Source organism: Desulfuromonas soudanensis (assembly GCF_001278055.1).
Taxonomy (GTDB): domain Bacteria; phylum Desulfobacterota; class Desulfuromonadia; order Desulfuromonadales; family WTL; genus Deferrimonas; species Deferrimonas soudanensis.
On the sequence record NZ_CP010802.1, the window covers coordinates 3,175,394 to 3,196,631 of the forward strand.

The window sequence follows — 21,238 nt, forward strand, 5'->3', positions numbered from 1 at the left end:
ACCAACACCAAATGAAAAAAAGGAGATTCGTCCAATGATTAAGTTCTCAAAGAAAATCCTGGCAATTTGCGGCATCGCCAGCCTGCTGGTCGCCGGCATAGTCACGGCAGGTTTTGCCGATTCCGACCGGGACCGCGACCGGGAATATTCCAGGTTCAGCAAGATAAGAACCGCCTACAATTCAGAGCGGGACGACGACCACAGGTCGGATCGCGACCAACGCTGGAAGCGTTACAAGAACCATGACAGGGACGACGACGACACGCCTGCTCCTGCTCCGATCCCGACTCCTGCTCCGATCCCGACTCCGACTCCGACGCCCACGCCAGTTCCGGCCGACGGCCAGGCGGTTTTCAACAGCAGCTGCGCCAACTGCCACACCCTCTCCGGCACCTCCAAAATGAACCTCGCCGGCGATGGCTCCAAGGTCTCCAGCGCCCACAATACCGGCAGCCTGAGTTCGACGGAAAAAACCGCCCTGGCCTCCTACCTCAACAGCCAGACAGCTCCGACTCCGACTCCGACTCCGACTCCGACTCCGACTCCGACTCCGACTCCGACTCCGACTCCGACCCCGACCCCGACCCCGATTCCGGTCAATGGGCAAGCGGTCTTCAGCAACAGCTGCGCCGGCTGCCACACCCTCACCGGCACCTCGAAGATGAACCTCGCCGGCGACGGTTCCAAGATCGCCACCGCCCACAATACCGGTAGTCTGAGTTCGACGGAAAAAACCGCCCTGGCCTCCTACCTCAACAGCCAGGCAGCTCCTGCTCCTGCTCCTGCTCCTGCTCCTGCTCCTGCTCCTGCTCCTGCTCCTGCTCCTGCTCCTGCTCCGGCTCCGGCCCTCGACGGCATGGCGCTCTACAACCAGTATTGCTCCGGCTGCCATGGCCAGGGGATGCGCGGCGAGCCCGTCTCTGCCACCCAGAGCGCCATCAATAACAACAAAGGCGGCATGGGTTTCCTCGGCTCTCTGACCGCTGCCCAGCTCACGGCCATTTCCCAGTACTGATAACTGCGGCCGGTGCCCTTCCTTCGGGGAGGGCACCGGAAGGTCGTTGTCATCCCGATACGGCGCATGATCGCCACTTCCGAACCCGCGGAGGTGGCGTTTTTTTTTGCGCTTCGGCCGGCCCTTGAAAACAACCGCCAGCATGGCATAATTCCGAGACCTTAGAGCACAGAACGCTCCGGGACAACCGTCCCGGCAGGCTAAAAAGACCCCAACCCCGGTTCTTCCCGGAGGGTTTCCCAGTGACCCAGTTCACTCCGCTTCCGCCCGTTTCCCTACAGCCCCTCGCACCGCCGGTTCGGCGAGGGCACCGTCGAGGACGGGCCTTCTTTTGCGGGTTGATCACCGGCCCTCTCCTTGTTCTTTTCTTGACCACCCCGGAGGCGGCGGCCGCAGACCCGGTCCAACTGACCCGGGAGACCGCCGTGGCCATGGCGATCCGCAAGAACATAGATCTGCGAGTCGAAGCTCTCAGCTCGGCCATTGCCGAATCAAACCTGGCTCAGAGCCGGGCGATCTACAATCCCATTTTCTCCACTTCGGCCTCCACCGGCAAGACCACCTTTCCCGGCGAAGATTTTCGAACGAGCAGCTCCATCGGCACCCTCGGCCTGACCCAGTACCTCCCCACCGGCGGGAGCATCTCCGCATCGACCCAGGCCGGTTATACCACTGCCGAATCCGACAACGCCTCAATTTCCACCGAAGACTGGCAATCATCCGTCGGACTGACCATCTCCCATCCGCTGCTGAAGAATTTCGGCAAAAAGGTTATGGAACTCAACATCACCCTGGCAGGGAATTCTCTCGAGGACTCCCTGGAAAGGTTCCGTTTTTTCCTCGCCGATACCGTCTTCTCCGTTGTCACCTCCTACAACCGGCTCTACTCGCTGCGCAGGGTCCTGGAATCAAGACAGGCCGCTCTGACCTCCGTGCAGGATCTGCTCCAGGACATCAGGAGAAATACCCGGCCAGGGCAGTTGCAGCGGGTGGAAGTCGCCAATGCCGAGTACGCCCTGGCCCAGCGGCGCAAGGATCTGGTCGATGCCGAACGCAACCTCCGGGACCAGGAGGCTCATCTGCGCTACCTGATCGGTATGGAGGAAAAAACTCCGATTATTCCGGTGGATCCCCCCTCCCGGGAGGAACCTCCGGAATCGCAGAAACAGGCCCTTGCTACGGCGCTGGAATCCCGCTCCGATCTTAAGCAACTTCGGCTGTCCCTCGAATCGGCCCTCCTGCAGGAAGAGGTCGCCCGCCACCAGGTTCTCCCCGATCTCTCGATGATTGCCAGCGGCGGGTTCAGCGGCATTGACGGCAGCATCGGCAACAGTTTCCAGCAGATCGGCCAGGGAGAAGGCGCCTGGTGGTCGGCCGGATTGCAATTCTCCCTCCCCCTGGGAAACTCCGCGGCGAAAAACTCCTATCGCCAGAGCCGCCTGCGCACCGAGCAGTTGCGCAACAGGATCACCGCCTTCGAATGGCAGGTCAACAATTCCGTCGAATCGGACATGCGCTCTCTGATCTCGGCCCGCCTGCAACTGCAGACGAACGATCAGTCCGTACGGTTTGCCGAGGAGCGCCTGGCCGAATATCGCAACCAGAGGAAGAGCGGGACCGCGACGGTTCAGGATGTCCTGAATGCCGAAAACGATCTGATCGCCGCCCGCAATGCCCAGTCCGACGCCACGGAAACCTTCGCCTACGCCGTCGCCCTCCTCTGGCGCGACATCGGGGTCCTCCTCGAGCGGCTGAACATCCAGGTCGATACCTCCGACCCGGAGACGCTTACCCGCAGGTCACCGCAGACGGACGGACCTGTGGCCGCCGACGTGCTGCGATCGCCTGCCGTTCCGCCATCGCCGCTTACTCCTCCCGTCCCTGAAATGGCGGTAATGGCGACACCGGGCCCGTCCCGGCAAGACGCCCCGGTCGCTCCAGCAGAAAGAACAATGACCGAACCTGCACCCCCGGCAGCCGTCGCCGGACCGGACCGAGGAACGGACGCCAAGGGGACAAGGACCGGCTTCACCCTCAAGATCGACGTTTTCGTCACCAATGCCGCCCTGGCCGAAGTCCAGAAAGCTTTAATGGAAGCGGGATTGACCCCTGTCCTCGAATATGGTCCCAAGAAAACGGGGGAAGTCATCCGCCTCTTGACCGGCAGCTATCCGAGCCAGAAAGCGGCCCTTAACAGGCTTGACGCCCTGCGCCGGATCAAGGCCGACTCCTTTATCCTCAGGGACAAGGGCGGTTTCAAGGTTTACGCCGGGTCCTACCTCCTCGAGAAGGGCGCCAGAAGTGAAGAAAAACGCCTGGCGTACCTCGGGGTGAAGTCGACCCTGGAAAAAGCCACGGTCAACCTCCCCACCTACCGTCTCACCGCCGGCCGCTTCGGCACCAGGGAGGCGGCCGATGCGACGGCCTCCCGGCTGGCCACCCGGGGACTTCAGGCCCGGGTGGTCGCCATCGTTCCGTGAGACACCAGCTCTTCCTCCCCCCCAGGATTTCGGACAAAAAAAAGCCCCGGCGACGGCCGGGGCTTTTTTCGTTTTCCGCAGAAGACTCAGAGGAGTTTCTTCGCCGCCGAAAGGGCGGCGGCATAATCGGGCTCGGCGGTCACTTCCTTGACGATTTCCCGATAGGCAATCCTGCCATCCTTACCGATGACAAAAACCGACCTTGCCAGAAGCTTGAGCTCCTTGATCAGGACGCCGTAATTTTCGCCAAAGGAGCGGTCCTGATAGTCGGAAAGCGTTTTCACCTTCTCGATGCCGGCGTTGCCGCACCAGCGCTTCTGGGCGAAGGGGAGGTCCATGCTGATGGTATAGACCGCCAGATCCCCTGTGAGCTTCCCCGCTTCTTCGTTGAACTTGCGCGTCATGGTGTTGCAGACCGGAGTGTCGAGGGACGGGACGACCGTGATCAGCTGAACCTTCCCTGCCCCGTCTTTTAAGGTCACCGGTTGCAGACCGTTGTCGACCACGCGAAAATCGGGGGCCTTGTCTCCGACCTTGATGTCCGGGCCGAGCAAAGTCATCGGGTTGCCTTTGAAGAGAATGACGCCGGTACGCTCCTGTGCCATGAAATGATCTCCTTGTTTTAAAGATTATCGAAACGGTCATAATTTTAACCGGAGCTGCCGGAGTGTCAAGGGAGATTCTCACGTCCCCCTGAAGGCCTTGCTATTTGTCCCCGGACAGCTATCGTAATAATACTTAATTTTTTCAAACCTTCTGCCTAACAAAGAGAGGCGACGATGAATGCGATACGGAACGGTTCCTTCCTCATCCTCTTGATGCTCGGTGTCTCCGCTCCCCAGGCAAGGGCCGTCTCGTCCCACGACTTTGCCGGTCAATGCGGGCTCTGCCATATTTCAGACCCTTCGGCAGGGGGCGCTTCTTCTTTTGTCGGCGACGTCGGAGGCGTCTGCCTGCAGTGCCACCAACTCTCCGGCGCGGCCTCGCACCCCACCAACTTCATCCCCGAGATCGCGCTACCTCCAGGCTTCTGGCTCGACGACGCCGGGCGGCTCAATTGCGCCACCTGTCACGATCCCCATCCCGCCGGCCCCCCCTACCCCAGAGCCCTGCTCCGAGAAGATTCCGCTGGATCGGATTTCTGCAAGCGCTGTCACCAGAGCACCGTCGCCGGAAAAAGCCATCAGGGTGCCGTCCTCCTCGCCCATCCCCAACTCGCCTCAAGGGAGGGATCCGACGAGGGAACTCTCGACGACGCCTCTGTCCTCTGTATGAATTGCCATGACGGAACCAACGGTCCCCACGCCAACTTCTGCCTCCTGGGACACAAGGGGGAATGCGCAGGCCACTACCTCGGACTGAACTACCGGATGGCGGCCGACCGCAAGGAGGATCTGCGCAGAGAAGATGCTCTGCCGCCGGAAATCGTCCTTTACGAGGGGAAGGTCGGTTGTCTCTCCTGCCATGATATCTATGCGAAAGGAGCGAACCTGCTGGTCATGAGCAACAGCAGAAGCGCCCTTTGCACAACCTGCCATCTCAAGTAAGGCTCCTCTCCCCCAGCGGCAGGGAAAGCCGAACCCGATTCCACCGGGTGCACACAGAATAAAAAAGGAACGCCGGGCCAGAGGGCCCGGCGTTCTTTTTTTGACGACTCAGGAGTCCCTGAAATCTTCCCCTAGCAGGGGTGAACGGTGCTGCTGCCGACGATTGCCGGTTTCTGATACCTGCGCATGTCTCAACCTCCTTTGCCGGTTATGGGTTAGGGAATGGTGCCGTTGTCGGGTGCCGTACCGCCGGCGGCGCCCCAGGGGGTCACCAGGTTCCAGCCGGTCCCCATGGCCTGCGGCTGGGCCGGGTCGCTGAGGCGGTGACAGTTCTGTGCCGAAGTGGAATTGGAGAAGGTCGTGTTGCGGTTCTCCGGACTGACCGCCGTGCCGACACTGCTGTTGACCGTCGGGATGGTGTCGACAGCGGCCTGGGTGTCCCAGGTGTTGTGCTTGGTGTCGAGGCAGTTGGTGATCATCAGGCGCGGCAACCGCGAGGCATGGGGATTGTGACACTTGGAGCAGGAGAACTTGTGGTACGAAAGGTCGGTGGTGCTCTCGTCCACCGTCGCTCCCCAGTTGTAGTAGTTGAACCCGTAGGGTCGGTCATTGAGATTCATCGACGGGCTCAGGTACCAGCCTTCGGTGCCGTTGATGTCGACTGGGCGCCAGCCGTAGCCGCGGCTGCCGAGCGCATGCAGGTAGGCCATGGTCGGGTTGCCGGCGCCGGCCGTACCACTGAGGATGGGGCTGGCGGTGCGGTCGCTGTTGCGGAAGATGTTGGCGCCCGGACCGCTGCCTCCGAGAACGGCGTTGGCGTGGCCGTTGCTGCCGATCCAGGCGTTGGCCGCGGTGCCGAACTCGTTGATGCCGTTGATCTCCGCAGCCGACCAGGTGCCGTCGCCGTTGCCGTGGCAGAATTCGCAGAGCCCTGCCGAGGTGTTGGCCGTCCAGGTACTGGTCGGATTGCCGTTGTTCTGGTCGATCTGGTAGCCGCCGAGGACGATGCTGGCGGTACTGCCGCGGGGAACGGCGCCGAAGCGGTTGACTGTCGGGCTGTAGGTGATGCTGGCGAGGGGAGCACCGTCCTCCCGGTAGGGGTTCCCCATCCAGGTGCCGCAGAGATAGGGGGGAACGCCGCCGTTGTCGTAAGCTCTGCGGAAGCCCTGGGCGCCGATGTTGTGGACGTCGTGGCAGTAACTGCAGCGGATGGTGCCGACGGCGTCGACTCCGGCTGCCGAGGCCGCCGGATTGGCGGAGTGGGTGGACTGGATCGTTCCGGTCTTGTAGCCGAAGAGGGCCGAGCCGCTGGTCCAGGTGGCGCCGACCCAGTTCGGCTGGTTCAGCGTGCCGTGATTGTAGTTGGGGGCGCCGCCGTTGGTGTCGCTGAGAACGCCCCATTCGCTCGGAGGTCCGGCGCTGCCGGCGTGGCAGTTCCAGCAGATTTCCGCTTCGGTCGTGCCGGTGGTGGCGCTCCCGCCGAGGGAAATGCCGTTGCCGTGATCGATCCCGTAATTGATGCCGACGGCCGCGTTGTTCGGGACGATCACCGTCCCCGCGTTATGGGCCGTATGGCACGCCTCGCAGGTCAGGCTGGCGTGGGAGGAGGTATTTTCGATGACAACCGGCGCCCCGCCGACACCGGTATCGTGGCAGGCGGAGCAGGCTCCGGCGCCCCCGCCGCCGCCGTAGTCGGCCAGGACGACAGGGAGTGCGGAATCGGAGAGCTGATGGGCCGCGTCATTGCCGTGGCAGGCCAGGTCGCAGCCGAAGTTGGTCTGGTTGTATTGGGTGGCCGAGTTCATGTTGATGCTGCCGGTGTTGTGGTCGGTGGCCACATCGTAGTTGGCGGCCGGGCTGTGAGAGCCGGTGCCGTCGTCCCTGGTGCCGTGGCAGAGGAGACAGTCGTTGTGGCTGGCCAACAGGGTGGCGCCGAGATTGCCGAAGAGGTGATTGACCGGGGTGGCGCCTGTCAGGTCGGGATTGCCGTCCGGCGGATAACCGTGACAGGTATCGCAGGCAGCGCTTCCGGAACCGAAGTTGCCGAATTCGACGGTCAGACCCGAGGCGTTGGGGAGCTGGTGGGTCGGGTCGTTGCCGTGACAGGCATTGTCGCAGCCGAAGTTGGTGGTGTTGTACCCGGCGCCCGTGCCGGTGGGACCGTTCATTTCGATGAGGCCGTCGAGGTGATCCCCCCCCTGGCTGAGAGCCGGCGTTCCGGAATTGAAGAGCTGGTAATCCGCCGCCTTGCCAGTCAACTGGCCGGTGCCGTCGTCCCGGGCGCCGTGACAGATGGCGCAATCTTCATGCAGAGGGATGGCGGCCACGTTGCCATGGGCCACGGGGGTCGTCGCGCCGGTGTCGTCGGCCGCCCCCGTCGGAGGGCTGAGGTGGCACACGGTGCACTGCAGCTGGAACTGAGGAGCGGAGACGTGACAGACGATGCAGGCGGGAGCGGCTCCGCCGGTCTCCCCGGCACTGACATTGTGGCAGAGGGCGCAGGCCGCAAGGACGTTCCCGGAAGCGAAGTGGGTGCGTCGGGTGCCGGTCTGGTCGAAATGGAAGGTCCAGCGATCGGCCCCCGTCGGATGGGCGGTCCCCGCCTGGTGGCAGTCCTCGCAGCCATTGAGAAGGTTGCCGATGGGAACGTTGAAGGTCGGGTTGCTCCCCTGGCCGCCGGCGGTGGCGTGGCAGGTCTGGCAGAAGGCCAGGTCGGCCTTGGCCGCCGGACCGTGCTGAGCCGGGTCGATGAAGGGGACGGCATGGGGAGCGCCGATGGGGCCGGTGCCGTGACAGGTGTTGGTGAGGCCGTTGGCATTGGTGAAACTGGTGGAGAAACAGCTCGGAGCATTGGGGAAGAGGCCGGGACCCGGCACCTGGGTATTGTGACAGAGGGCGCAGGACTGGGCGACCGTTTGGGTTGATACGGTGCTGTGAAAACGTACCGCGTTGTCAGCCCGTACCCAGTTGGTCGGATGGGCGGTCGCATCGGGATGGCAGCTGGAGCAGTTGGCCTGGGCATTGTTGAGGATCGCCGGGTCGGCGACGAACCCGCCGTCGAACTGGTTGGCCGGCCTTCCGTGGCAGTAGATGCAGTAGTTGCCCATGCTTTCATTGATGCCCCCCTCATCCTTGGCCTTGGCGCCGTGCAGGGCGGGATCGACGAAGGGGATCTCATGGGGAGGAAGGGGCCCGGTGGCGTGGCAGCTGTTGGTTATCCCGAGGCCGCTGGTGAAGGTGGCCGAGAAGCAGCTCGGCGCGGTGCCGCTCCCCCCCTGCAAGGCGGTGCCATGGCAGAGTGCGGTGGCACAGGTGGTCCAGCTGATCCGCTCCGCCGGATCAACGGCATTATGAAAATGCCGGTGTTCGTTGAAGGCGTCGCCGTTCCACCAGGAAGGATGGAGGGCAAAGGGAGGACCGGAGGCGTGGCAGTCGAAGCAGCTGACCGCCTTGCCGCTCCCCTCGAAGTTGGCGCCGTGGCAGACCCGGCAGCTGTCGGCAAGCCCGGCGGCCTCCGGATCACTGGAGTGAAGGTCCAGCCAGTTGGCAGGATGGGCGCTGGTGGTCGTGGGGGCGCCGGTCTTGCTGTCGGAACAGCCGCCGGCCAGAATCGCCAGAAATGCCAGGATTGTCAATCCGAAGAGCCGTTGCATGGGTCCCTCCTTGTGGTCAACCGCGCCTAGCCGTGACAGGGGATACAGGTCTGGGCGTTTTTGGGATTGCCGTGACAGCGAAAGCAGGAGGTCGGATCGACCCTGCCGTCGATGCGATGGCGGCTGAGATAATCCCCGCGATGGGGCATGCGCCGATAGGTCTCCGTCTGATTCTTGATGGAGGGTTTGAGCTCCACGCGGGTGGCATGGCAGTCGTTGCAGAAGCTGGTCTGATGGCAGAGGCTGCAGACCCTTTCGTTCTGGTAGGCCTGCTGGCGGTGGGTATCGGCAAAGAGTACCGTATGATTGAACTGTTCATAGTTCAGGGATTCGCTTTTGGGGTCATGGCACTCGGTGCAGGTAGGACGCTCGCCGGCCGGCAGTTCCTCCGGATGCCTGTCCGGGAGGACCGAACCGCCATGGAGGGTGGCGCAGGCGGCAAGAAGGGTCAGGGACGCGGCAACCCAGAGGAGAGAAGAACAGGCTTTTTTTATCATCGTTTGACTCCTGGGGTCTGAATGGGCAAGGGGACCTCTCAGCTGCCGAAGGCAAAAGTGGCCACCAGCAGGCCGCGCAGGTCTTTATCGAAATATGGATCGACGCTGTAATCGCCGGAAAGCTTGAGCTCCAGGGCCTCCTTGAGGAACTTGCTTCCCACGCCCAGCGAAAGGAAGAGGGAACTGTCGTCATCGGCATAGATGGCCTGATCGTAGGCGACATAGACCACATCACCGCTGACGAACGCCCCCGGCAACGGCGGAAGCTGATCCCAGTAGAAGAAACCCCGGGCCAGTATGTATTTGTTTTCGGAGGCGTCGCCGGACATCACCCCGAGTTCGCCGCCGAGACTCGTCAGGTCCTTGCCGTGCCAGGTCAGCACCCCGGCATAGTACTGGGAGGCATCGCCGCGTTTGTCGTAATCGTAGAGTTTCACCTTCAGCCCGAGATCCACATCGGCGAATCGATGCAGGACGGCATCGGCGCCGTACACCGAAAGGATCTCCCCTGTTCCGGTGAGAAAACGGAAGGGGTTGGCGCTCTCCTTGCCGACAGAGAAATAATCCTCGTAGTCAAAGCGCTGGTAGAAGGGGCGGAAATCGAAGCTGCCGACGGTAAAACGCACGTCGTAGGAATGTTCTCCGAAGCCGTCGGTCTCCAGGTTGTAGACGGTAAAACCGGAGAGGGAGACGCCGGTGGGAAAGAAGAGGGAGAGATCGAGTCCCAGACGCTGCTCGTCGAGGTCGCTGTCGTTGTTGATCGCCTTGTAGGAGAGCCCCAGTTCATAACGGCCCCCCAGGCGATGGCCGAGGCGCCCGCCGTAGATGCTGTCGCCGTCGCGGCCGTCGACGGCATCGAGGGACACGGGCTGCCCGGCGTAGGCCGAAAAGGTAAGGTACCTGCCGAGATCCGTGCCGACGCGCAGTCCGTCGACGGCATCGCTGGCGACCCCTTCGAAGATATACTGGCGTCCCAGGCGCAGGTCGAGATTGCTCACATCGGCGCTGTAGCGGGCATAGCCGTAGAGAATTTCGCCGGCGTCGGCATCTTCGTAGTAGTCGTTGTCGGCAAAATCGTAACGCCCCCAGCCGTAAAAATGGAAGGAGAGCCCCTTCTCCTGGAGGCTCCCCACGTCGGCCTGAAGATACTCGTAGGCCGGAATCACCGCCTGATCGGCGCCGCTGGAGGTATCCCTTTCGAAGAACTGGAAGAGGGTCTGGGAATCGATGCGGTATTCGGCGGCGGCGAGGGGTCCGGGGAGACAGAAAAGGAGAAGGAGAAGAAGGGATCCCCACAGCAGTCTCCGGCCGGACAGGTACGGCTGCGTATCAGGTCGTTTTTCCATCGATTCCTCCTTGCGGCTAGCCTGGGCAGGGAAACGGATCGTCATTTGCGCCCGGTCCCGAATCAATCAGGGCTCCAGGACGAATAGTTTTCACAATAGCAACAAAAAGTGTTTTGGCAAGAGGGGGAGGATTTTGTTAGCGAAGGAAAGCGCCTGGCCGTCTGAAGGGGAGGGAGCAGACAGAGGGGCTTGAAATTATTCTATAAAACAGCAAAGGCAGGGCCGAAGCCCTGCCTTGACAAGATGAAATATTTTTTCCCTGAAACTAGAAATTGACCACGGCTTCGATCTGTTCCTGGGTCATCCCCTCCTGATACTGGGGGTCGGTACCGTACCCACTGAGGATCTTCATGTTTTCGGCATCGATTTCAACAGGGCGGGTCGATGCGGTGACGCTGGAAATCTCGCCGGTATCGATGCCGTTCATGACCACGAAGTTGACCAGGGCCCTGCGGCCGAGGGCGGGGACGGTGAGGTTGTACGTGACCGTGATCAGATCGTCACCATCGGCGAGTCCTATCGCGGAAGGAGCGTCAAAGAGTACCGCTTCCGCGCGGCCGAAGACCAGGCCGAGGTCGCGGTCCCGGTCGCCGGCCAGATTATCCCAGGAGGAGAGGGCCCCGGTCGTTCCCGGGGTGTAGGCGATCATTCCGGTGCCGGCGCCGGGAGTCCCATTATCGTGACCGAGGTCGGTGGTGTAGGTTACGGACACGGTGATCGGAGTTACCCCCGGGTTTTCGAAGACATCGACCCAGCGCCCCCAGAGACGATTGGGGACGGTGTAGAAAGAGCGGGTCACATTCAGACCTTCCAGTGTACGGACGCCGGAAGTGACGTTCTGCAGCTCCTGCGGGGCATTGGTCGTCCAGCCGCTGAGATCGCCCGTTTCGAAATCGCCGTTGACCAGCAGATTTGCGCCGCCGTTGCTGGTGAGGGAGACATCGTCGACCGTTGCATAGCCGATGAGGTTGGTGCCCCGGGTTTCGAAGGAGAGGATGATGATCTGACCGGCGTAGGCACTGAGATCGGCCGTATGGTTGGGAGCGGAAGAAGGATTAAAGGTTGTCGAGGTGGCATAAAGGAGAGGTGTGTCAAGGACCAACCCCGTTGAGGCGTCACGGACGACCACCTGATAATAGGGGACATTGGAAGGGTCGGCGATATCACCCGAATCGGCGAACACCTGGTCGTTCCAGGTCAGGATCAGGGTTCCCGAAACATTTCTCAGATCGATGGTCCGCTGCAGGCGCGAATCCGAGGTTCCGGCCAGCCATGCCGAATAGAGGCCACTCAGAGAAGGGAAGTCCGGGGAGGATTCGGCCACCGCGGCCACCTTGACGCCATTGGCTGTCGAGAGGTAGGGGGTTAGAAAGGCGAGTTCGCTGTAGAGCTGGTTTCCGGGAAAAGGCGCACCGTCGATCGCCAACTGCAGGGCGCCATCGAACTGATCGTCCCCTCCATCACCGAGGGAAAAGTCGGTGCCGAGGTCCCAGTAGTTGGCCTGTCCGGGAAAGGGCGGAATGGCGAAATCTAAATCCATCGCCTCGATCGTCTGGTTGAAGGCGGTCACGCCGTTGCTGTCGGGAACCACCTCCCCGAGGATCGGCGAGGTCGGGGGCGGCACAACTCCATCGTTGCCACCGCCGCCGCAGCCGGCGAAGGTCAAAGCAAGGGTCAGGACGGCAATACTCCACAAGATTCTATAAACCTTCATTCTCACACAACTCCTCTCCAGGGTTGATATCCACCGGGTGCCCCGAATGACCGCGGAGTCATCCCGCGTCCGGGTACTTAACAGGGACATATTAAACCATTCCACCCTTCCCTGTCACCACCCAAGACGATGCGGCACCGTTCCTCACCCGCAGACCCCGCAGCGCCGGCAACTCGGGGTGCAGCGCGGCGTGAAGACCCCCTCGATGCCGCGCCGGTATTCCCGCCACAGATAGTCCCGTTCGACGCCGCTGTCGAGGACCTCCCAGGGGAAGAGTTCATCTTCGCCGCGCTGGCGATGGACGTAGAAGGACGGGTCGAGACCGACGGCGCGGCAGGCGGCGTTGAGGTTCTTGCCGGCGGCCAGATGGGGGAGGGTCTCTCCGATACGGCGGTCCCCCCTGGAGAGGAAGGCCTGCAGTGTGGCGCTGCGCAGAGACTCGAAAAAGACCGTCGTATTGGGGAGGCGGGCGATGACGGAGCGGATGCGGCGGACCTTCTTCTCGAGGCTGCTCCCCTTCTCCATCGGCGCCCATTGAAAGGGGGTGAAGGGTTTGGGAATGAAGGGGTTGACCGAAAGGGTGATGTTGCCGAGGTGCCCGGCCTTCTTGCCGTGGGCGATCCAGCGCTCGCGGATGGCGACGGTGAGTTCGAGCATCTCCTCGATGTCGGCCATTTCTTCGGTCGGAAGTCCGATGAGGAAATAGAGCTTGAGGTTGGGAATCCCCCCTCCGGCGAGGAGATCGACGGCGTGGAGGATCTGCTCTTCGTCGAGCCCCTTGTTGATCAGGTCGCGCATCCTCTGGCTGCCGGCCTCCGGAGCCAGGGCGACGGTGCGGTGGCCGGAGGCGTGCAGCGCCGCCACCTCGGCTTCACCCAGGGAGTCGATGCGCAGACTGGCGACAGAAATTTTTCCCTCGCGCGCAAGGATCGCGGCGCTGATCTCCTCGAACTGGGAGTGATCGGCGACGGCGGCGCTGACCAGGCCGACCTTGCCGCGCTCGCAGAGTCCGGCCTCGATCTGCGGCAGAAGATTGGCGAGGCTGCGCTCCCGCGGAGGCAGATAGAGATAGCCGGCGGCGCAGAACCGGCACCCCCGGGAACATCCCCGGGAGATCTCGGTGAGGGCCATGTCGGAGAATTCGGTGTCGGGGGTGAGGATAAAGGAGCGGCTTTGTGTCCCGTCGAGATCGGCCATCCACTGGCGGGGGACCCGCGGGGGCGCCCCTCCTTCGGGGCGGATGGAGGCCAGGGTCCCGTCGGCATGGTAGTCGACCTGGTAGAGGGACGGAACATAGACCCCGGGGACTGCGGCCAGGCGGCGAAGGAGGTCGGCGCGGGTCGGTTCCCCGGCGACGAGGGCTTCGAGGAGGGGGGGGAGGATGACTTCGCCTTCGCCGACGGCAAAGAGGTCCATGATCCCGGCCAGCGGTTCGGGGTTGAGAAAGGCGCAGATACCGCCGCAGAGAATCAGGGGATGACTCTCCTTGCGCTCGGCGGCAAAGAGGGGGATGCGCCCGAGTTCGAAGAGGGTCGGCAGGTGGAGATAATCGTTTTCAAAGGGGATCGAAAAGGCGACGACGTCAAAGTCGGCGAGAAACTGTCCCGACTCGAGGGAGAAGAGGGGATAACCGCTTTTAATGTGCTCGGCGAGGTCTTCGGGATCGGGGAGGAAAAAACGCTCGCAGAGGGCGTCGTCCCGGAGGTTGATCCAATGGTGAACGGAGAGGAAGCCGAGGTTGCTCATGGCCTGGTGATAGGTGTTGGGATAGACCAGGGCGATCCGCAGGCGGCCCCCCCAGGGTTTGGCCTCGCCGCCGCATTCGGCCTGCAGGCGCGCCCGCGCCTTGTCGATGAGTTTTCGTGACATGTCTGATCGGCCCGTCCTGCAGTGTTCGGGGTGCATCCCCGAGCGGTGATCTTACCCGATCTGCGCCCTGCAGGAAAGAAAAAGGGGACCGCGGCTGCGGTCCCCGATGACGAGGGAGTCGTCTTGAATAAATGTCCTCACAAATTTCCACTGCGAACCAGGCGGAGACCGGCACAGGGGAGAAAGGTTGCAATTGTCCTACACCGCTTGCGCGGAGGGAGAATCCGTTTGTAGAAAACCGAACCCGGAGAGCCTTCGGCCCGCCGAAACTTCTTCTTTCAGTCGACCCGTTTGCGCAGGAAGGTCGGGATGTCGTATTCCTGATCGTCTCCTCCGGCCGGGGTCCGGAAAGCGCGGGGCGAATCCTTCTGGCGCTCGCGGATGAAGGTCGGCAGATCGCGGTCGACCTTCCCCATAGCCATGGCCACCTTGCTCTTGAGCTCGTCGGCGTGGCGCTTCCCCTTTTCGAAGGAGGCCCCGAAGCCGGTGGCGATGGCGGTGATCTTGATGGTGTCGCCGAGTTCTTCGTTGATCACCAGGCCGATGATGATGTTGGCGTCCTCGTGCACCTTTTCATGAATGATGCGCGAGGCCTCGTCGAACTCCTCCATGGTCATGTTCGAGGAACCGGAGATATTGACCAGCACCCCCTTGGCGCCGGAGATGTCGATGTCCTCGAGGAGCGGGCTGCTGATCGCCTGCTGGGCCGCCGTCGCCGCCCGCTTCTCCCCTTCGCCGATACCGACCCCCATCATCGCCATGCCGCGCTCGCTCATGATCGCCTTGACGTCGGCAAAGTCGACGTTGATCAGGCCGCTGGTGGTGATCAGGTCGGAAATCCCCTGCACCGCATGGCGCAGCACATCGTCGGACGGCTTGAAGGCGTCGAGGATGCTCATGTTCTTGCCGGCCAGGCCGAGAAGGCGGTCGTTGGGGATGACGATGAGCGAATCGACCACTTCCTTGAGGGCCGCCACGCCTTCCTCGGCTTTTTTCAGGCGCTGTTTCCCCTCGCGGGAGAAGGGCTTGGTGACCACGCCCACGGTCAGGGCGCCCATTTCCCGGGCCACCTCGGCGATGATCGGCGCCGCTCCGGTGCCGGTGCCGCCGCCGAGGCCGGCGGCGACGAAGACCATGTCGGCCCCGGCCAGAATTTCGGCGATGCGGGCGCGATCCTCCATGGCGGCCTCGCGGCCGACTTCGGGGTTGGCGCCGGCGCCGAGCCCCTTGGTCAGCTTGCCGCCGAGCTGGATTTTCATCGGCGCCTTGCTGTTTTTCAGGGCCTGGGCATCGGTGTTGGCGGCGACAAAATCCACCCCCACGACGTGCGAGAGGATCATGGTGTTGACGGCATTGCCGCCGCCGCCGCCGACGCCAATCACTTTAATCTTGGCCGTCTGGTCAATACTTTCATCGAATTCGAACATAGACTCCCTCCGTTCTCTTAGACGGGCCGGCGATTCTCCGCACCGACGACCCCGGGTTTACATTCCTGCCGCAAAGCACAAAATAATCAGAAAAATTCGCCGAACCACTCCTTCATCCGGCGGGTCACCTTGTCGAAAATATTTTCCTGGCCGATGGAAAAGTTCTTGGCCTGCATGTTGCGGCTGCCGTACTTGACCAGCCCGACGCCGGTGGCGTAGATCGGCGAATTGACCACGTCGGCCAGGCCGCCGATGTCGCGGGGAAGACCGCGCCGCACCGGCAGATTGAAAATCTGCTCGGCCAGCTCCGGCATCCCCGGGAGGATACAGGTGCCTCCGGTAATCACCACCCCCGAGGCGATCATGTCTTCGAAGCCGCTCTTGACGATCTCCCGGTTGACCAGGGTGAAAATTTCCTCGACCCGAGGCTCGAGGATTTCGGCGAGGAGCTGGCGCGACAGGACCCGCGGCTCCCGCCCCCCGACGGAGGGGACTTCGATCGTCTCGTTTTTGCCGACCATGGAGGTGAGGCAGCAGCCGTAACGCTGCTTGATCTTCTCCGCCTCGGCCATCGGGGTGCGCAGGCCGACGGCGATATCGTTGGTCAGATGATTCCCCCCCAGGGAGAGGACGGCGGTGTGCTTGATGGCCCCGTCGACGAAGATGGCGATGTCGGTGGTGCCGCCGCCGATGTCGATGATGGCGACCCCGAGTTCCTTCTCGTCGGCCGAGAGGACCGCCTCGGAGCTGGCGAGCTGTTCAAGGACGATGTCGGCGACGTCGACCCCGGCGCGGTTGCAGCTCTTGATGATGTTCTGGGCGCTGGCCACGGCTCCGGTGACGATGTGCACCTTGGCCTCGAGGCGCACCCCGCTCATGCCGAGGGGCTCCTTGATGCCGTCCTGGTCGTCGATGATGAATTCCTGGGGGAGGATATGGATCACCTCGCGGTCCATGGGAATGGCCAGGGCCTTGGCGGCGTCGATCACCCGACGGATGTCGTCGTTGTTGACCTCGCGGTTGCGGATGGCGATCACACCCTGGGAGTTGAACCCCTTGATGTGCCCGCCGGCGATCCCGGCAAAGACCGACTTGATCTCGCAGCCGGCCATCAGCTCCGCTTCCTGGATCGCCTTTCGGATGGCGCTGACCGTGCTTTCGATATTGATCACCACCCCCTTGCGCAGCCCCTTCGAGGGACTGGTGCCGATGCCGACGATGTCCAGCCCTTCGTCGGTGAGGTTGCCGATAATGGCGCAGATCTTGGTGGTCCCGATATCGAGGCCGACAATCAGATTTTCTCGCTTATTGCTCATATCTTTCCCCTTCCCCCTGAATATTCCGGTTCATCCCTTCGCCGGCCAGCCTGCGGTTCATGGTGGTCAGCCGCTGGCCCGGCCGGTGTCGAGCCGGACGATCACCCGGTCGGTCACGTTCAGATCGATATACTTGAGAGCCAGCAGCCGCGGCGCCAGGTCCCGGTAGATCTGCTCCAGCCGGTCGAGTTTTTCCGCATAGTTGCCGTAACCGATACGGACCGGCACGCCGCCGACATAGGTGTAAAGAATCAGTCCTTCGGCCGGATCGTAGTGCAGCTCGGAGACATCATCGAGATTGAAACGCGTGCGCTTCTCCAGCTCATCGAGCACCGCCACCGCATTGACCAGCTGCTGCCGGGCCGCCGCCGGTTCTTCGAGCAGGAAGTTGCGCTCGATTCCGGTGATCACCGGGTAATCGAGGCTGTCGTTGGCCTCGAGGACCTTAAAAATCTCCCCGCCGGCATCGACGTAGTAAAGATACCCGAGGTTGATCACCGCTCGCGGCAAACGTTCGGTCACCCGGATCACCACCTCCCGGGGAAAGGAACGCTCGACCTCGGCCGTGGCGATCCAGGGGTCGCCGGCAATCTTGCTGCCGATCATTTCCAGGTCGAGGTCGAAGATACTCGTTCCCGGGGCGATGTCCGAGAGTGCCAGAATCTCTTCGCTGCTCACCCGCTTCTCCCCCTCGACCCGCAGGGTGTCGACGGAGAAGTATCCGAGTTCCGCAGTCATCCGGGCCGCCAGGATACCGCCGCTGACCACCAGGGCACAGCTGCCGACGAAGACGGCGATGCGCAGGGCGAGAGGGAAGATCCTCTTCCAGTCCCGTCGCTGCCTCGTCTTCTTGCGACGATTTTCCTTGGCTCGTCCCGATTTTGGGGATTTCAGATCCCGCACGTCAAATACCTCTTCCCTGTCTGCCTCGGGTTCGCCGGCTTTTGTTACTTGTGCAACCCCGCCCCTTCGAGAATTCGCAGCGTCAGTTCGCCGAAGGAGATCCCGGCGTGAGCGGCGGCCTTGGGGAGGAGGCTGGTTTCGGTCATCCCCGGGATGGTATTGACCTCGAGGCAGTAAAACTCTCGCTCCCGAACCATGAAATCGACCCGGGCGGCGCCGCGGCAGCCGAGTATCCGGCAGGCGCTCACCGCCGCCTCCTGAATACGCCCGTAGACCTGCGCATCGAGGAGAGCGGGGAGGATGTATTCCGTCTGACCCGCCGTGTACTTGGCGTGAAAGTCGTAGAACCCTCCCTTGGGGGCCACCTGGATGATCGGCAGCGCCTGATCGTCGAGGACGCCGACGGTGATTTCCATCCCCCTGATATAGTCTTCGACCAGAAGGAGATCGTCGTGCTCCAGGGCCTCGGCAACCCCCCGGCGCAACCCCTCGGCGTCCTGCACGATATGCACGCCGATGGTCGAACCTTCCCGGGCCGGCTTGACGACCAGGGGAAAGTGGCGGCAATCCTGCACCAGCGCCTCGAGGTCGCCGCCACGGAAAAAGGGGAGAAAACCGGGGGTCGGCAGCTCATGGTAGAGAAGAAGTTTCTTGGTCGCCACCTTGTCCATGGCGACGCTCGAGGCCATGACGCCGCTGCCGGTGTAGGGGATGTCCATCATCTCCAGCATTCCCTGGACCGTTCCGTCCTCGCCGTAGCGGCCGTGCAGGGCGATGAAGGCGACCTCGACCTCCTCCGCGGTCAGGCGCGCGGCAAGATCCCGGCCGGCGTCGATGGCGACGGCCCGGTAACCGGCTCCCTGCAGGGCGCCGAGAACAGCCTTGCCAGTGCGCAGGGAAATCTCCCGCTCGGCGGAGCGCCCCCCCATCAGGACGGCGATCTTTTTGCTTTTCAGTTCCTCTCGCGTCATCCTCTTCTCTCCGGGGGACCCTGTTGCGCCCCCTTTCTTCGTGACATTCGATTCAATCCTCGCCGTAACTATTCAGTTCCCTTACTCAATGGCACAGCATGTGGGCTGCAGCTGTTGCTTGCGGGAAGTTAAGTGACAACGTTGGACGCAGGCAATGGCTGCAGACCACATGCACTCGCTTAGTTGCTGAATAGTTACTCCTCGCCGAGGATCCGCACCTCGGATTCCAGTTCGATGCCGGTCTTGGCCAGGACCGCCTGGCGAATTTTCTCCATCAGGGTCAGGATGTCCCCGGCGCGCCCCCTGCCGTCGTTGACGATGAAATTGGCATGTTTTTCCGAGACCCGGACACCGCCTTGGCTGGCACCGCGCATTCCGGCCCGTTCGACGAGTTTCCAGGCCTGCTCCCCGGGGGGGTTTTTAAAGACCGAACCGGCGTTGGGTCCGCCGACCCCCTGGGCCGCCCGGCGGTGAATCAATCGCCGAGCGATCTCTTCCTGCAGCGCTTCAGGATCGTCGGGAGTAAAGCGCAAACTCACCTCGGCAACGATCCGGTCGGCCGGCAGGGTACAGGAGCGATAAGCGAAGGCACACTCGGCGGCGCTCCAGGGCTCCTCGGCGCCCGGGCCGGCAAGAATCATCTCTTCCACCACTCCGGCCATCTCCTGGCCTCCGGCCCCGGCGTTCATGGCGACGGCGCCGCCGACGGTCCCGGGAATCCCCGCCAGCATTTCGAGTCCGGAAAATCCCAGGGCCGCGCTCTCCCGGATCAGGGTCGTCAGCGGCAATCCCGCCTCGGCCCGGATCCTCCCATCTCCCCTTCGACTCCAGCGGCGCAGTCCTCCGGTATGGATCACTGCCCCGCGGATTCCGCCGTCGCGGACCAGGAGGTTGCTCCCGGCTCCGATCACCTCCCAGGGAACGCCGGCTTCGCCGAGGATGGCCAGGACGGCCGAGAGCTCCCTGCGGCTCTGCGGGACGAGGAAGAAGTCGGCCGGACCGCCGACCCGCCAGGTGGTGTGGCGCATGAGCGGTTCGTCGATCAGCACCCTCCCTTTAAGGACCAGGTTCAGTTTTTCAAAGAGCGAGTCCACCTACCCTTTTTCCCTGAGACGGCCGATGAGCGCTTCCCCTACCTGCCAGACGTTGCCGGCGCCGAGGGTGATGACGATATCGCCGGGTCGCAACTGCGCCGTCAGATGAGCGACAACTGCATCGCGCTCGGCGATGTAATGCACGTCCTTGTGCCCGTGTCCGGTGACACCTTCGGCGAGGGCCTGGGCGTCCGCCCCGGGGATCGGTTCCTCGCCGGCGGCGTAGATATCCATGACCACCAGGTGATCGGCCTGATAGAAGGCGGTGAGAAACTCGTCGAAGAGCGCCGCAGTGCGGCTGTAACGATGAGGCTGGAAGATCGCCACCACCCGCCGGTCCCAGCCGGCCCGGGCCGCGGCGAGGGTCGCCTTGATTTCGGCGGGGTGATGGCCGTAGTCGTCGACGACCATGATCTCGCCTTCGTCGTATTTGATTTGAAAGCGGCGGTTCACGCCGCCGAAATCCTGGAATCCTTCGGCGATGGTCGCAAAGGGAAGTCCCAGTTCCATGGCGACGGCCACGGCGGCCAGGGCGTTGAGCACATTGTGCTGTCCCGGCATCCCGATGGTGATGCGGCCGAGAACGGTCCCCTGGTGATGGACGGTGAAGGCCGTGTGCCCCTGGCTGTGGGCAATCTCGGTGGCGTGAAAGTCGGCCTGGGCGGCAAGCCCATAGGTGACGAATCGCTTGCGGACCTCGGGGATGAAGGCCTGGATGTTGGGATCGTCGAGACAGAGGACGGCCAGGCCGAAGAAGGGGACCTTGTTGATGAAGTCGACGAAGGTCTCCTTGATATGTTGGAGATCGCGGTAAAAGTCGAGATGGTCGGCATCGACGTTTGTCACCACGGCGATGGTCGGAGAGAGCTTGAGAAACGACCCGTCCGATTCGTCGGCCTCGGCGACGAGGAATTTCCCCTGGCCGAGTTTGGCGTTGGAGCCGATGGAATCGAGTCGGCCCCCGATGACCACCGTCGGATCGATCCCCCCGTGGGAAAGGACGGTCGCCACCATGCTGGTGGTGGTGGTCTTGCCGTGGGTGCCGGCGACGGCGATTCCGTACTTCATACGCATCAGTTCGGCCAGCATCTCGGCCCGGGGGATGACCGGGATCAACTTACGATGGGCTTCGAGGACCTCGGGGTTGTCGGCCTTCACCGCCGTCGAGGTGACGACCACATCGACCCCTTCCACGTTCTCGGCGCGATGGCCGTAGGCAATCTGGCCGCCGAAGCTTTCCAGACGCCGGGTGATCTCCGTTTCGCGCAGGTCGGAACCGGAGACCCCGTACCCCAGGTTGAGCAGGACCTCGGCGATGCCGCTCATGCCGATACCGCCGATGCCGACAAAATGTATTTTGCGGATGCGTCCGTACATAAATCCCCACTTTGTTATAAAAACCCTAA

At 62.6% G+C, this 21,238-nt stretch carries 15 protein-coding genes; 3 read left to right on the plus strand and 12 right to left on the minus strand.

From position 1 onward, the window contains the following. The first annotated feature begins 34 nt into the window (after window positions 1-34). Window positions 35-1,015 (plus strand): c-type cytochrome, encoded by a 981-nt coding sequence (locus DSOUD_RS19015; protein WP_198300322.1) that lies wholly within the window; start codon window positions 35-37, stop codon window positions 1,013-1,015. A gap of 431 nt (window positions 1,016-1,446) precedes the next feature. After that, window positions 1,447-3,495, plus strand: a complete 2,049-nt coding sequence (locus DSOUD_RS14250; protein WP_232426548.1) for a TolC family outer membrane protein — start codon at window positions 1,447-1,449, stop codon at window positions 3,493-3,495. A gap of 86 nt (window positions 3,496-3,581) precedes the next feature. Here the strand turns inward: DSOUD_RS14250 and tpx are convergent, their stop codons facing one another. After that, on the minus strand, window positions 3,582-4,100 hold the full coding sequence (gene tpx, locus DSOUD_RS14255; RefSeq protein WP_053551635.1) for a thiol peroxidase: 519 nt from the start codon (window positions 4,098-4,100) through the stop codon (window positions 3,582-3,584). 174 nt (window positions 4,101-4,274) lie between these two features. Between tpx and DSOUD_RS14260 the strand changes: the two genes are divergently transcribed. Then, window positions 4,275-5,042, plus strand: a complete 768-nt coding sequence (locus tag DSOUD_RS14260) for a cytochrome c3 family protein (RefSeq protein ID WP_053551636.1) — start codon at window positions 4,275-4,277, stop codon at window positions 5,040-5,042. A gap of 215 nt (window positions 5,043-5,257) precedes the next feature. Here DSOUD_RS14260 and DSOUD_RS14265 read toward each other — a convergent pair whose 3' ends face one another. From DSOUD_RS14265 to murC, 11 genes are all read right to left on the minus strand, one after another. Next, the gene (locus DSOUD_RS14265) at window positions 5,258-8,695 is read right to left on the minus strand and encodes a hypothetical protein (protein WP_053551637.1); all 3,438 of its coding nucleotides are present in this window, start codon (window positions 8,693-8,695) and stop codon (window positions 5,258-5,260) included. A gap of 26 nt (window positions 8,696-8,721) precedes the next feature. Continuing rightward, window positions 8,722-9,192 carry a hypothetical protein gene (locus DSOUD_RS14270; RefSeq protein WP_053551638.1) on the minus strand — a complete coding sequence of 157 codons (471 nt, stop codon included), beginning with the start codon at window positions 9,190-9,192 and terminating at the stop codon, window positions 8,722-8,724. Between the two features lie 38 nt (window positions 9,193-9,230). Beyond that, the gene (locus DSOUD_RS14275) at window positions 9,231-10,538 is read right to left on the minus strand and encodes a hypothetical protein (protein ID WP_053551639.1); all 1,308 of its coding nucleotides are present in this window, start codon (window positions 10,536-10,538) and stop codon (window positions 9,231-9,233) included. 265 nt (window positions 10,539-10,803) lie between these two features. Beyond that, window positions 10,804-12,252: a hypothetical protein gene (locus DSOUD_RS14280; RefSeq protein WP_053551640.1), complete on the minus strand. Its 1,449-nt coding sequence runs from the start codon at window positions 12,250-12,252 to the stop codon at window positions 10,804-10,806. Between the two features lie 144 nt (window positions 12,253-12,396). Further along, on the minus strand, window positions 12,397-14,121 hold the full coding sequence (locus DSOUD_RS14285; protein ID WP_053551641.1) for a radical SAM protein: 1,725 nt from the start codon (window positions 14,119-14,121) through the stop codon (window positions 12,397-12,399). Between the two features lie 278 nt (window positions 14,122-14,399). Beyond that, on the minus strand, window positions 14,400-15,548 hold the full coding sequence (ftsZ, locus tag DSOUD_RS14290) for a cell division protein FtsZ (RefSeq protein WP_053551642.1): 1,149 nt from the start codon (window positions 15,546-15,548) through the stop codon (window positions 14,400-14,402). Window positions 15,549-15,634: 86 nt separating this feature from the next. Continuing rightward, window positions 15,635-16,864, minus strand: coding sequence for a cell division protein FtsA (gene ftsA / locus DSOUD_RS14295; protein WP_053551643.1), 1,230 nt, complete (start codon window positions 16,862-16,864; stop codon window positions 15,635-15,637). Window positions 16,865-16,930: 66 nt separating this feature from the next. After that, window positions 16,931-17,767: a cell division protein FtsQ/DivIB gene (locus tag DSOUD_RS14300; protein WP_053551644.1), complete on the minus strand. Its 837-nt coding sequence runs from the start codon at window positions 17,765-17,767 to the stop codon at window positions 16,931-16,933. Window positions 17,768-17,811: 44 nt separating this feature from the next. Further along, window positions 17,812-18,738, minus strand: coding sequence for a D-alanine--D-alanine ligase (locus DSOUD_RS14305; protein WP_053551645.1), 927 nt, complete (start codon window positions 18,736-18,738; stop codon window positions 17,812-17,814). A gap of 194 nt (window positions 18,739-18,932) precedes the next feature. Further along, on the minus strand, window positions 18,933-19,832 hold the full coding sequence (gene murB / locus DSOUD_RS14310) for a UDP-N-acetylmuramate dehydrogenase (protein WP_053551646.1): 900 nt from the start codon (window positions 19,830-19,832) through the stop codon (window positions 18,933-18,935). Continuing rightward, window positions 19,833-21,209: a UDP-N-acetylmuramate--L-alanine ligase gene (murC, locus tag DSOUD_RS14315; protein ID WP_053551647.1), complete on the minus strand. Its 1,377-nt coding sequence runs from the start codon at window positions 21,207-21,209 to the stop codon at window positions 19,833-19,835. It abuts the gene before it with no gap. Window positions 21,210-21,238: the final 29 nt, after the last annotated feature.

Bases quoted from the DNA above. Each gene is read 5' to 3' on its own strand.
- ftsA (WP_053551643.1), bottom strand. From the start codon at position 16,864: ATGAGCAATAAGCGAGAAAATCTGATTGTCGGCCTCGATATCGGGACC.
- DSOUD_RS19015 (WP_198300322.1), top strand. From the start codon at position 35: ATGATTAAGTTCTCAAAGAAAATCCTGGCAATTTGCGGCATCGCCAGC.
- DSOUD_RS14280 (WP_053551640.1), bottom strand. From the start codon at position 12,252: ATGAAGGTTTATAGAATCTTGTGGAGTATTGCCGTCCTGACCCTTGCT.
- DSOUD_RS14275 (WP_053551639.1), bottom strand. From the start codon at position 10,538: ATGGAAAAACGACCTGATACGCAGCCGTACCTGTCCGGCCGGAGACTG.
- tpx (WP_053551635.1), bottom strand. From the start codon at position 4,100: ATGGCACAGGAGCGTACCGGCGTCATTCTCTTCAAAGGCAACCCGATG.
- DSOUD_RS14250 (WP_232426548.1), top strand. From the start codon at position 1,447: ATGGCGATCCGCAAGAACATAGATCTGCGAGTCGAAGCTCTCAGCTCG.
- murC (WP_053551647.1), bottom strand. From the start codon at position 21,209: ATGTACGGACGCATCCGCAAAATACATTTTGTCGGCATCGGCGGTATC.
- ftsZ (WP_053551642.1), bottom strand. From the start codon at position 15,548: ATGTTCGAATTCGATGAAAGTATTGACCAGACGGCCAAGATTAAAGTG.
- DSOUD_RS14270 (WP_053551638.1), bottom strand. From the start codon at position 9,192: ATGATAAAAAAAGCCTGTTCTTCTCTCCTCTGGGTTGCCGCGTCCCTG.
- DSOUD_RS14305 (WP_053551645.1), bottom strand. From the start codon at position 18,738: ATGACGCGAGAGGAACTGAAAAGCAAAAAGATCGCCGTCCTGATGGGG.
- DSOUD_RS14285 (WP_053551641.1), bottom strand. From the start codon at position 14,121: ATGTCACGAAAACTCATCGACAAGGCGCGGGCGCGCCTGCAGGCCGAA.
- DSOUD_RS14260 (WP_053551636.1), top strand. From the start codon at position 4,275: ATGAATGCGATACGGAACGGTTCCTTCCTCATCCTCTTGATGCTCGGT.
- DSOUD_RS14265 (WP_053551637.1), bottom strand. From the start codon at position 8,695: ATGCAACGGCTCTTCGGATTGACAATCCTGGCATTTCTGGCGATTCTG.